Origin of the sequence: Pseudomonas umsongensis (genome assembly GCF_012647205.1) — a bacterium.
GTDB classification, from domain to species: Bacteria; Pseudomonadota; Gammaproteobacteria; order Pseudomonadales; family Pseudomonadaceae; genus Aquipseudomonas; species Aquipseudomonas umsongensis.
On sequence record NZ_CP051487.1, the window covers coordinates 2114572 to 2125979 of the forward strand.

11 protein-coding genes and 1 pseudogene are annotated in these 11408 nt (G+C 60.8%); 5 read left to right on the forward strand and 7 right to left on the reverse strand.

Annotation, left to right across the window (positions count from 1 at the left end):
* Positions 1 to 36 precede the first annotated feature (36 nt).
* Together HGP31_RS09540 and HGP31_RS09545 are read right to left on the reverse strand one after the other, a co-directional pair.
* The gene (locus tag HGP31_RS09540; RefSeq protein ID WP_151141224.1) at positions 37 to 1386 is read right to left on the reverse strand and encodes a heavy metal sensor histidine kinase; all 1350 of its coding nucleotides are present in this window, start codon (positions 1384 to 1386) and stop codon (positions 37 to 39) included.
* Entirely contained in the window at positions 1386 to 2066 is a 681-nt protein-coding gene (locus tag HGP31_RS09545) for a heavy metal response regulator transcription factor (protein WP_168757548.1), read from the reverse strand. Before HGP31_RS09545 ends, HGP31_RS09540 begins: the two co-directional genes overlap by 1 nt.
* 156 nt (positions 2067 to 2222) lie before the next feature.
* Between HGP31_RS09545 and copI the strand changes: the two genes are divergently transcribed.
* Positions 2223 to 2768, forward strand: coding sequence for a copper-resistant cuproprotein CopI (gene copI / locus HGP31_RS09550; protein WP_168757549.1), 546 nt, complete (start codon positions 2223 to 2225; stop codon positions 2766 to 2768).
* 61 nt (positions 2769 to 2829) lie between these two features.
* Complete coding sequence (gene queF, locus HGP31_RS09555; protein WP_020798478.1) at positions 2830 to 3660, forward strand: NADPH-dependent 7-cyano-7-deazaguanine reductase QueF; 831 nt, start codon at positions 2830 to 2832, stop codon at positions 3658 to 3660.
* A gap of 129 nt (positions 3661 to 3789) precedes the next feature.
* Here the strand turns inward: queF and HGP31_RS09560 are convergent, their stop codons facing one another.
* Positions 3790 to 4053, reverse strand: a complete 264-nt coding sequence (locus HGP31_RS09560) for a DUF4404 family protein (RefSeq protein ID WP_020798477.1) — start codon at positions 4051 to 4053, stop codon at positions 3790 to 3792.
* 109 nt (positions 4054 to 4162) lie between these two features.
* Complete coding sequence (locus HGP31_RS09565; protein ID WP_020798476.1) at positions 4163 to 4783, reverse strand: HAD superfamily inactivated hydrolase PcrP; 621 nt, start codon at positions 4781 to 4783, stop codon at positions 4163 to 4165.
* 198 nt (positions 4784 to 4981) lie between these two features.
* Between HGP31_RS09565 and HGP31_RS09570 the strand changes: the two genes are divergently transcribed.
* From HGP31_RS09570 to rssC, 3 genes are all read left to right on the forward strand, one after another.
* On the forward strand, positions 4982 to 5671 hold the full coding sequence (locus HGP31_RS09570; protein ID WP_168757550.1) for an MlaA family lipoprotein: 690 nt from the start codon (positions 4982 to 4984) through the stop codon (positions 5669 to 5671).
* Between the two features lie 329 nt (positions 5672 to 6000).
* Entirely contained in the window at positions 6001 to 7182 is a 1182-nt protein-coding gene (gene rssB / locus HGP31_RS09575; RefSeq protein ID WP_020798474.1) for a two-component system response regulator RssB, read from the forward strand.
* Positions 7182 to 7664 carry an anti-sigma factor antagonist RssC gene (gene rssC, locus HGP31_RS09580; RefSeq protein WP_020798473.1) on the forward strand — a complete coding sequence of 161 codons (483 nt, stop codon included), beginning with the start codon at positions 7182 to 7184 and terminating at the stop codon, positions 7662 to 7664. Before rssB ends, rssC begins: the two co-directional genes overlap by 1 nt.
* A 188-nt stretch (positions 7665 to 7852) precedes the next feature.
* Here the strand turns inward: rssC and tal are convergent, their stop codons facing one another.
* The 3 genes and pseudogenes from tal to HGP31_RS30935 all read right to left on the reverse strand — a co-directional run.
* Positions 7853 to 8779: a transaldolase gene (gene tal, locus HGP31_RS09585; RefSeq protein WP_020798472.1), complete on the reverse strand. Its 927-nt coding sequence runs from the start codon at positions 8777 to 8779 to the stop codon at positions 7853 to 7855.
* Positions 8780 to 9085: 306 nt separating this feature from the next.
* On the reverse strand, positions 9086 to 9841 hold the full coding sequence (locus tag HGP31_RS30930; protein ID WP_404821803.1) for a methyl-accepting chemotaxis protein: 756 nt from the start codon (positions 9839 to 9841) through the stop codon (positions 9086 to 9088).
* 102 nt (positions 9842 to 9943) lie between these two features.
* Positions 9944 to 11233: pseudogene (locus tag HGP31_RS30935) on the reverse strand (methyl-accepting chemotaxis protein); the annotation flags it as partial.
* Between the last annotated feature and the right edge of the window lie 175 nt (positions 11234 to 11408).

Below are 11408 nucleotides of genomic sequence, written 5' to 3' on the forward strand. Positions count from 1 at the left end.
GCGGCGTTCCGACGAAGGGGGTCAGGACTGCTGGCCTCATTCTCCCTTTGGTAACTCAATCACAAACCGCGTCCACCCATTTTCCGATTCACAACGAATCTGCCCACCATGGGCGCGGACAATCGACTGGGTAATCGCTAACCCCAATCCCGCATGCTCGCTGCTGCCTTCATGGCGCGCCGGGTCTGCGCGGTAGAAGCGATCGAACAGGCGTGGCAGCAGATCTGCCGGAATTCCTTCACCGCTGTTTTCCACCGACAGGCTCAAGCTTTTGGCCTGGTCGTTGATCCGCACCCGAACCTCACCCCCGGCCGGGGTAAAGCGCAACGCATTGTCCAGCAAGTTGGACAGCGCCCGGCGCAACATGTTGCGGTCGCCTTGCAGGCGGGCATCGCCATCACGGCTCAACGTCACTCGCGCGTCTTCGGCCAGGGGCGCAAAAAACTCCAGCAACAGGTCCACTTCCTCTGCCAGCTCCAACGGTTCGCGCTTGGGCATCAACAGCCCGTGGTCGGCCTTGGCCAGGTAAAGCATGTCGTTGACCAGTTGCGCCATCCATTGCAGCTCCTCGAGGTTACTGTGCAGCGCTTCGCGGTAATCCTCGAGGGGGCGGGGGCGGGTGAGGGTGACCTGGGTGTGGGTCAGCAGGTTTGACAGCGGGGTGCGAAGTTCATGGGCAATGTCGGCGGAGAACGCCGACAGGCGCTGGAAGGAGTCGTCGAGACGCCCGAGCATGGCGTTGAAATGGTGGGCCATTTCCGCCAGCTCCGGCGGCATGTCTTCTTCCGGCAGGCGTGCGTTGAGCGATTGCGCCGAGACACCACTGGCGACTGCGCTCATGCGGCGTAACGGTCGCAGCCCGCTGCGTGCGGCCCAGGCACCGAGCAGGGCGGTGGCCAGGGCGGACAGGCCGACGGTCAGCCAGATCAGGTGTTGCATGCGCTGCAGGAAATGCTGGTGATGGGTGATGTCCAGCAGCAAGCTCAATTGCGGCGAATCGGGTGTGTCGGGGTACAGCGGTGCGTTCAGCACGCGGTAGTCGGTGCCATCGTGGCTCACCGTGGACAGTCCGGGCTGGTGCGGCAAGGTCTGCGGCAGGTTGGAGGAGCTGTCATACCAGCGGCGGCCATCGCTGCCACTGATGCGCAGTGAAAGATCGGCCTGCCGGCTCAACTCGTCGGCCAGCCGGGCGTCACGCTGGCTTGATTGAATGTCCGGCAATGCCCGTCGCAAGCCAATCAGCTTGTCCTCGAGCAACTGCTGGTCGAGCTCGATGAAGTGCGCCTCGCTGGCGCGGCTGAACAGCAGGCCGGCGAACAGCGAGACCACGGCGGTGCATGCGGCGAATAACAGGGCCAGGCGAGCGCTCAAGGACAGCCGGCGCATCAGCACTGGCGCTCTTCGAGCACATAGCCCATGCCGCGCACGGTATGGATCAGTTTGTTCGGGAACTCGTCGTCGATCTTCAGGCGCAAGCGGCGGATCGCGACTTCGATGACGTTGGTGTCGCTGTCGAAATTCATGTCCCAGACCTGGGACGCGATCAGCGATTTGGGCAGGACTTCGCCCTGGCGGCGCAGGAGCATTTCCAGCAGGGCGAACTCCTTGGCGGTCAGGTCGATGCGCTGGCCGCCGCGCTCGACCCGGCGGCGGATCAGGTCCAGGCGCAAGTCGGCCAGTTGCAGGCTGGTTTCCTGGTGCGCGCTGCTGCCCCGGCGCAACAGGCTGCGGACCCGGGCGAGCAATTCGGAGAAGGCGAATGGCTTGACCAGGTAATCGTCGGCGCCCAGTTCCAGGCCATAAACCCGGTCCTCGACGGCGTCCCGGGCGGTCAGGAACAGCACCGGCGTGTCGAGGCCGGCGCTGCGCACCGCTTGCAGGATCTGCCAGCCGTCGCGGCCGGGCAGCATCACATCGAGAATCAGCAGGGCATAGTCGCCACTCAAGGCCAGTTGCTGGCCAGTGCTGCCGTCGGCCACCAGTTCCGTATTGAACCCGGCCTCGGTCAGGCCCTGGCGCAGGTAATGGCCGGTTTTCGGTTGGTCTTCGACGATCAGCAGTTTCATGGGCGACTCGGGCTAAATGGAACGACAGCGTTATACCGTGGGCGACGAGGCTGCGGGCCTTGCTGACAAAGTTGTAATTTGGCTGTCAGGTAAAGGGCAGCGGTGACAGTTTAGAGTTTTCCACAGGCTGAACCTTAATCTTGTTGGAGTACTTCGATGTTTTTGCGTAAATCCGTGTTGCTGGCCAGCTGTCTGTTGGCACTGGGTTCGCCGGTTTGGGCGGCTCCAGAGGTTACCTATGATTTTGGTCAACCGGCCCCGGCAGCCAAGGCGACCCGTAGCGTGGAGGTGGTCATGGCTGACATGACATTCACCCCCAAGTCTATCGAGATCAAGGCAGGGGAGACCGTGCGTATCGTGCTGGTGAATACAGGCCAGTTGCTGCACGAATTCAACCTCGGCGATGCAGCGATGCATGCCCGGCACCAACAGGAAATGTTGCAGATGCAACAGAGCGGCATGCTTACGCCTACCGGCATGAAGGCAATGGACCACGGCGCCATGGCCGGAATGGACCACGGCGCCATGGCCGGAATGGGGCATGCCATGCAGCACGACGACCCCAATAGCGTGCTGGTGGCGCCTGGCAAGACCGCCGAGCTGACCTGGACCTTCAGCAAGGCCGCTCGCCTGGAATTTGCCTGCAACATCCCCGGTCATTACCAGGCCGGCATGGTCGGCAAGTTGACTGTCAGTCAGTAAGCACTCAAAGGCTGCGGCAAAGGCTGGTAGAATCCGCTGATTCTTCAGTCAGGTTTCCGCCATGCATCCCGCAGCCGAACACTCGCCGCTGGGCAAATCCAGCGAATACATCGCCACTTACACGCCGTCCCTGCTGTTCCCGATCCCGCGTACCGCGAAGTGGGCCGAGCTCGGCCTGACGGCTCAGACACTGCCGTACAAGGGCGTGGATTTCTGGAATTGCTTCGAACTGTCGTGGTTGTTGCCATCGGGCAAGCCGGTGGTGGCGATCGGCGAGTTCAGCATCCCGGCGGATTCGCCGAACATCATCGAGTCGAAGTCGTTCAAGCTCTACCTCAACTCCTTGAACCAGACGCCGTTCGCCGACACCGCGAGTCTTGAAGCGACCCTGGCCAAGGACCTGTCGGCCGCGGCCGGCAAGCCTGTGGGCGTGCGCATCCGCAGCCTGAAAGAGGTCGAGGCCGAAGGCGTGGTGGCGTTGCCCGGCGTGTGCATTGACGATCTGGACATCAGCGTCAGCAACTACGAGCACCCGCGCCCGGAACTGCTGCGTTGCGATGAGTCGCGCATTGTCGAGGAGAGCGTGCACAGCCATTTGCTCAAGTCCAATTGCCCGGTGACCAGTCAGCCGGACTGGGGCAGCGTGGCGGTGGAGTACCGTGGCGCGGCGCTGGATCACGCAAGCCTGCTGGAATACATCGTCAGCTTCCGCCAGCACTCGGACTTCCATGAGCAGTGCGTGGAGCGGATTTTCCTTGATCTGCAGCGGTTGCTGAAACCGGAGAAATTGACGGTGTATGCGCGTTATGTGCGGCGGGGTGGGCTGGATATCAATCCGTATCGCAGTACCGAAGAGGTGCAGCTGCCGAACCATCGCCTGGTCCGTCAGTAACGATTCATTGTGTAGGAGCGAGCATGCTCGCGAAAAACCAGAGGGCAACGCGGGGCATCAGGTTTCCCGCGTTATCGTTGACCTCCATCGCGAGCATGCTCGCTCCTGCAGGGGATTTCTGCGTTTGGTTCAGATTCCCATGCTGTGCAGGGCCGTGCCAATCTGGCGCAGCGTGCTGGCGAGGGTCGGGTGTTCGAGTTCGAAGCGATCGACAGCCAGGTTGACGTTATCGGCGAGGCTCGAGTCCTGTGTCTTGGTTTCGAGCTCCAGCTCAAATTCGATCTTCTGCATCAGTTCGCGCAGGTCGTCACGCTCTGCGTCGGTCAGCGGAGGATTCTGTTCCAATTGCTCGCGCAGGGCATTGAGCTGTTCTTGCAGTTCGCGGGCAGACATGGCGTTCTTCCTTTTATCGATAGGCACTGGCATAGACCGCGACGGCGCGCCAAAGGTCTATGGCTTACCTTTAGATTAATCCACCCGCGCGTAACCTGCATGATTTGAATCAGGGCTTTTCGCCCTTGAGCCGACGCAAGCTGATGTCGGCCAGGCAAGTGTCGAGTTCACCAAGGTGATCGATTACCGAATGCACGCCCAGGCCGAACAGCTGCACCGTTGCCTTGCTGCGCTTGATGTCGCGCTCCTGCGCGGACAATGCCTGCCATTGCTCGGGCGAAAGCCCGCAGAGCGAGCCACAGGACGCCAGGCCGATGGTCCACAAGCCGGCATTGAGTCCCGATTGCAGCAGTCGTGGTTCGCCGCTGACCAGCACGCAGCCATCGAGTCTTTCGATGTCCAGCGCCATCAACGCTTGCCAACACGCATCGGGCGCCGGCCAGGGTTTGATTGTTTCAGCGTATTGCGAAGGTCTTATCCATTGCGGCAGGCCGCCGGCCAATGCCTGGCTGATGGCGGGGGAGAGCTCATCGAGCCAGGCGCAGGGGATTTGCTGGCGCTGCAGGCTGATCAGACTGTCCAGGGCGCCGGGGGTGGCTTGTGCGTGATCAGTGCCTGGGTTGCCCTGAAGGCGCGTGCGGGCACCGAAATCCACCAGGCAGCCACTCAGCCCGAACAGCACGGCAGTCAGGTTCGGCGCATTTTGCGGGGTGGTTTCGGCGTGCGGCATATCAACGTCCCTGAAATAGTCTCAAGGCTAGAGGGCGACGGTGACAGTTGAGTGACACTGTTGTGAATTGCTCGCATTCTGCCAAGATCGTGCGCGGGGACGGGCCCCATGCTGCCTAAAGTGGCCGAATCGTCTTATACTGGCAGCCTTTGCGCCGGGCCAAGCGTCCGGCGACGGTATAGTCCAAGGAGTTTTTTTATGCGCTGGAGCAATCCTCTCGCTCGGCTTTGTGTATGCGCCGGTGCGCTGCTGATTCCGTTTGCTGCGCAGGCAGCCTCGGAAGATGATCCTTGGGAAGGCATCAACCGTCCGATCTTCAAGTTCAACGACTTCGTCGACACCTATGCCCTCAAGCCTTTGGCCCAGGGCTATCAGTTCGTGACACCGCAGTTTCTTGAAGATGGCATCCACAACATGTTCCGCAACGTCGGCGACGTGACCAACCTCGCCAACGATATCCTGCAGGCCAAACCCACCGCCGCGGGTGTCGACACCGCGCGACTGATCTTCAACACCACCTTCGGCGTGCTGGGCTTCTTCGACGTGGGTACCCAAATGGGGCTGCACCGCAACGACGAAGACTTTGGCCAGACCCTCGGTTACTGGGGCATGGGCAGCGGGCCTTATGTGATGCTGCCGCTCCTGGGGCCTAGCACCGTGCGTGATGCGCCATCCAAGTTCGTCGATAGCTACACCGGTCCTTATCCGTACATCAACGACGTGCCGGTGCGTAATTCGATCTTCGGCCTGAACATCGTCGATACCCGGGCGGACCTGCTGTCCTCCGAGAAGTTGATTACGGGCGACAAGTACACGTTCATCCGCAACGCCTATCTGCAGAACCGCGAATTCAAGGTGAAGGATGGTCAGGTCGAAGACGATTTCTGATCCACAGCGGTAAAAAGAAGGCGGCCATCGAGCCGCCTTCTGCATTTTTGTCGTTCGCCAGGACCTTTCATTGGGTTTCGGTCAGGACGGTTCTTATAACTCCCGGTGATTTCAAAAGTGCCGGCGCCAAGCGACCATCGGCGTGAGCTTGAAACGCCTCGCGGATGGGAGTACCGTCTGCGCCTTAGAAGGGCACCTCTGGTGTACGTGTGGATCGGGTAAATGCTCGAAAACAGTGCGCCAGAGAGGCTAGAAAGCGAATCCAGTAGTCAGAGCCGGGCCAAAATCCGCGCCGCTACGCCAACCTAATTCTGGCGCCGTTTGCCCACATGCCAAAAACCAGTGCCACGCTGCTGATAATCGATGATGACGAGGTAGTGCGCGCGAGCCTCGCGGCCTATTTGGAAGACAGTGGTTTCAGCGTCCTGCAGGCCAGCAACGGTCAGCAGGGTCTTCAGGTATTCGAGCAAGACAAGCCCGACTTGGTCATCTGCGATCTGCGCATGCCACAGATGGGCGGACTCGAACTCATCCGCCAGGTCACCGAGCTTTCGCCGCAAACACCGGTGATCGTGGTGTCGGGCGCCGGCGTAATGAATGATGCGGTCGAGGCCTTGCGCCTGGGCGCGGCGGATTACCTGATCAAGCCTCTCGAAGATCTGGCCGTGCTCGAGCACTCTGTGCGTCGGGCCCTGGATCGTGCGCGCCTGCTGATGGAAAACCAGCGCTATCGCGAGAAGCTGGAGAAGGCCAACCGCGAGCTCGCCGCCAGCCTGAACCTGCTCCAGGAAGACCAGAACGCCGGTCGCCAGGTGCAGATGAACATGCTGCCGGTCAGCCCCTGGGCCATCAACGACTTCAAGTTTGCCCACCAGATCATCCCGTCGCTGTACCTGTCGGGGGATTTTGTCGACTATTTCCGGGTCGACGAGCGCCGCGTGGCGTTCTACCTGGCGGATGTTTCCGGGCACGGTGCTTCTTCAGCCTTTGTCACTGTGCTGTTGAAATTCATGACCACGCGCCTGTTGTTCGAGTCCAAGCGCAGCGGTACCTTGCCGGAATTCAAGCCGTCTGAGGTGCTTGGGCATATCAACCGGGGCCTGATCAGTTGTAAGCTGGGCAAACACGTCACAATGGTCGGTGGAGTCATCGACGAGGAGACAGGTTTGTTGACCTATAGCATCGGTGGTCATTTGCCGTTGCCTGTGTTGTACACACCCGACAGTGTCAGTTATCTGCAAGGGCGTGGTCTGCCGGTAGGCCTCTTCAATGAAGCCACCTACGAAGATCACGTGCTGGAGTTGCCGCCGACGTTCAGCCTGACGCTGATGTCAGATGGCATTCTGGACCTTTTGCCAGAACCCACACTCAAAGAAAAAGAAGCTGCGTTGCCCGAACGGGTCAAGGCGGCGGGCGGCAGCCTGGATGGCCTGCGGCAGGTTTTTGGATTGGCCACGCTAGGGGAGATGCCGGATGATATCGCCTTGTTGGTGTTGAGCAGGAATCTTTGATGAGTACCGGTAGAATCCAGTTCGCCGAACAGGACGGCACCTTTGTCCTGAAATTCGTCGGTGAAGTTCGCCTGACCCTGTGTTCGGCGTTGGATGCGACTATTGATCGGATCTTCACCGCGTTGAATTTCAACGCGATCGTGATCGACCTGACCGAGACCCGCAGCATCGACAGCACGACTTTGGGCCTGTTGGCCAAATTGTCGATCCTGTCGCGGCAGAAGGTCGGGCTGCTGCCGACCGTGGTCACCACCCACGAAGACATCACCCGTCTGTTGCAGTCGATGGGGTTCGAGCAGGTGTTCAACATCGTCGACCAGCCAGTGCCATGCCCGGAATGCCTGGACGACCTGCCTGATCAGGATCAGTCGGAAGAAGTGGTGCGGATCAAGGTGCTGGAAGCGCACAAGATCCTCATGGGGCTGAACGACTCCAATCGTGAAGCCTTTCATGACCTGGTGAATGCGCTGGAGCGGCATTGATGGTTGGCCGGGCTGGCCCCTTCGCGAGCAGGCTCGCTCCCACAGGGGAGCGAGTTACGTAATACGAAGGACATTGTGGGAGCGAGCCTGCTCGCGAAGGCGTCAGAAAGATCGCCACATCCAATCAGGACGCACAAAAAAGGGCGAACCCACCAAGGTTCGCCCTTTTTGCAATTCGCCGATTCAGATCACAGCTTGGCCTGCAACAACGCCTCCAGCTTCTCCTGGTCACGGGCGAACTGGCGAATGCCCTCGGCCAGTTTCTCGGTCGCCATGGCGTCCTCGTTGGATAGCCAGCGGAATTGCGCTTCATTGAGGTTCAAGCGCGCTTCACCGGCATTGCCCGGCGCCAGTTTGCGCTCCAGCTTGCCGGTGTCTGCCGCCAGCTTGTCGATCAGGTCCGGGCTGATGGTCAGGCGGTCGCAGCCGGCCAGTTGCTCGATCTGGCCGAGATTGCGGAAGCTTGCGCCCATGACCACTGTCTTGTAGTCATTGGCCTTGTAATAGTTGTAGATGCGGGTCACCGACTGCACGCCTGGATCGTCCGCGCCGACGAAGTCGTTACCGGTGGCTTTCTTGTACCAGTCGTAGATGCGGCCCACGAACGGCGAAATCAGGAATACCCCGGCGTCGGCACAGGCAGCGGCCTGGGCAAACGAGAACAGCAGGGTCAGGTTGGTCTGGATGCCTTCCTTTTCCAGGATCTCGGCAGCGCGGATGCCCTCCCAGGTGGAGGCGATCTTGATCAGCACCCGGTCACGGCCGATGCCGGCGTTTTCGTACAGCTCGATCAGACGATGCGCGCGCTTCAAGACGGCGTCCGTGTCGAACGACAGGCGTGCATCCACTTCGGTGGAAATGCGGCCAGGAATCACCTTGAGGATTTCCTGCCCCACCGCGACGCCAAAACGGTCGCTGGCCAGGCCTACATCGCCCTTGCAGTCGCTGACGCAGGCGTTCAGCAATTCGGCATAAGCGGGAATCGACGCCGCCTTGAGCAGCAGCGACGGGTTGGTGGTGGCGTCCACGGGTTTGACGCGAGCGATTGCTTCGAAGTCGCCGGTATCGGCAACAACAGTGGTCATCTGTTTGAGTTGTTCCAGCTTGGAAGTCATGGGCGTGCTCTGTCCTATGGGTCTGATGACATTACCCGAGCGCTGACAGCCACTCAAGGGCATGTAGGTGTATCGACGGCCCCAGTGGCAACAACCGCGAAACGGCTGTTTGAATGGTGGGGCGCGGTATCGGTAGATTCGATACCGAAACGCCGCGCAGGTTCCAGGCAACTGACCGGTTGTGCGGATTCATATAGACCTGTGGGAGCGAGCCTGCTCACGAAAGCTTTATATCAGCTGACGTATACGTTGGCTGACACACCGCTTTCGCGAGCAGGCTCGCTCCCACAGTTGATGGGGGGGTGGTTAGACGCGGAACTGGTCCATCAGGCTCTGCTGTTGATTGGCCAGGCGATTGAGCGACTGGCTTACCCGCGCCGACTCATTGGCTTGCCCCGACAGCGATTCGGTGACGTCGCGGATGGTCGCCACGTTGTGGTTGATTTCCTCGGCCACGGCGCTTTGCTCTTCGGCGGCGCTGGCGATTTGCAGGTTCATGTCGCTGATCACGGTGACCGCGTCACCGATCTGCTGCAGCGCCGTCACGGCCTGGCCAACCTGTTCGACACTGTCCTGGGCCTGGCGGTGGCTGTTGCCCATCGAGCCGACCACGTCCTGGGTGCCGCTTTGCAGTTGTTCGATCACCAGGCGGGTTTCTTCGACCGATTCCTGGGTGCGGCGCGCCAGGTTGCGCACTTCGTCGGCCACCACGGCAAAACCGCGCCCGGCTTCACCGGCACGGGCGGCTTCGATGGCGGCATTGAGGGCCAGCAGGTTGGTCTGTTCGGCAATGGCGCGAATTACTTCCAGGACCGAACCGATTTTCTCGCTGTTGGCCGCCAGGCCTTCGACCTGGACCATTGCCGCGCTCATGTCGGCGGCGAGGTTGTCGATGCTGGTGGTGGTGCGGTCGATCACGGTCAGGCCCTGGCGGGTGGCCTGATCGGCATCCCGTGCCGCCTGTGCCGCTTGTGCGGCGCTGCGGGCGACGTCCTGGGCGGTGGCACTCATTTCGTGGGAGGCGGTCGCCACCTGGTCCACCTGGCGGTATTGCTGCTCCATGCCGGCGCTGGTCTGGGTGGCAATGGCGGACGACTGGTCCGCCGTGCCGCGGGCGTCCTGTACCGAGCGCTTGACCTCGGCAATGATCGGTTGCAGCTTGTCGAGGAAACGGTTGAACCAGCCAGCCAATTGCCCCAGCTCATCCTGCTTGTCATAGGCCAGGCGGCGGGTCAGGTCACCTTCGCCACTGGCGATGTCCTGGAGCATGTGCGCCACGCCGAGAATTGGCCGGGTCACGCTACGTGCCATCAGCCAAACCAGCAGCAAGCCGATCAGCGCCGCGAGGATGCCCAGGCCGAGTTCGGTCAGCGTGCCGGCGGTGTTGCTGTCATCCAGTTGTTTTTTCAGGGCCTCAGCCGGGCCGACGAGGACTTTTTCCGGCACATCGAGCAGCACGCCCCAGGCTTTGCCGCCGGGAATCGGCTGGAACGGCGCCAGCACTTTCAATTGCTGATGGCTGTGCAGGCTGGCGGTCTTGCTGTTGGTGGTGAGCATGTGCATCAGTTCGGCGCCGGTGGTGGTGTCCACCGCTTCCAGGCGCTGACTGAGTTTGCTGGCATCCAGGCTGTAACCGGCGAGCAGACCGGCCGGGCTGACGATGCTGACGCTGGTCTGGCCGTCATAGAGCTTCTGGCTTGCGCTCTGGCTGATCGCCTGCAGGCTGTTGAGGTTGATGTCCACCGATAGCGAGGCGATGACCTTGCCATTGACCATCAGCGGGAAAACGATGCTGGTCATCAGCACGTTCTGTCCGTCGATCATATAAAAGTACGGCTCGATCACGCAGGGTGCGAGGCGGATGCGCGGGCAGGTGAACCAGGCGTTGGCCGGTTCGCCGCTGGGGCCGGTGCGCGTGTCGGCGATGTCGCTTTCGGGCAGCGCCATGGACGTCACCTTGCCCGGTGTCGGTTGCGACCAATAGAGGGCGAAACGGCCCTTGTCGTTGCTCCCCAGTTCGGCCTGGCCGCTGAACAGATCGTCCTTGCCGTCCAGTGCGTTGGGTTCGAAAACCAGCGATAGGCCCAGCAGCTCGGGGTTGGCTTGCAAGGCCGACTTGACCTGGCGGGTCAGGTCTTCGCGCAGGTCGAAGGCATCGAGGAAGCGCTTTTCCGCCTGCTCGCGCAGAAACAGCACCTGGCGCGAAAAACCGTGGCCATATTGATAAGCGTCCATGAACTGCTGGCGGATCATCAGCGCCTGGTTTTCACCCTGGGACTCGATCCGGGCCTGGGCGGCTTCGGTCAGCATCTCCATGCTCGAGGCTTTCACCAGTGCGGAGCTATGCTCCATGCGATACAGCGAAAGACCCACCAGCAGGGTCACGATGCCCGCCAGGCATAACCCGGCCAACAGGGTGATTTTCCATTGGATGGAAAGTTGTCTGAGCGACATGGACGCGTCCTTATTCGATAAATATCTGCGACTTTGCTCTGTAACGGCCGCGATCGGCCTTTCTTTACGCCGCCCCACAAATATCGAATTATCCCCTGTAGGAGCTGCCGAAGGCTGCGATCTTTTGACTTTCAACCTCCTTGAAGGCGCTGAAGATCGAAAGATCGCAGCCTTC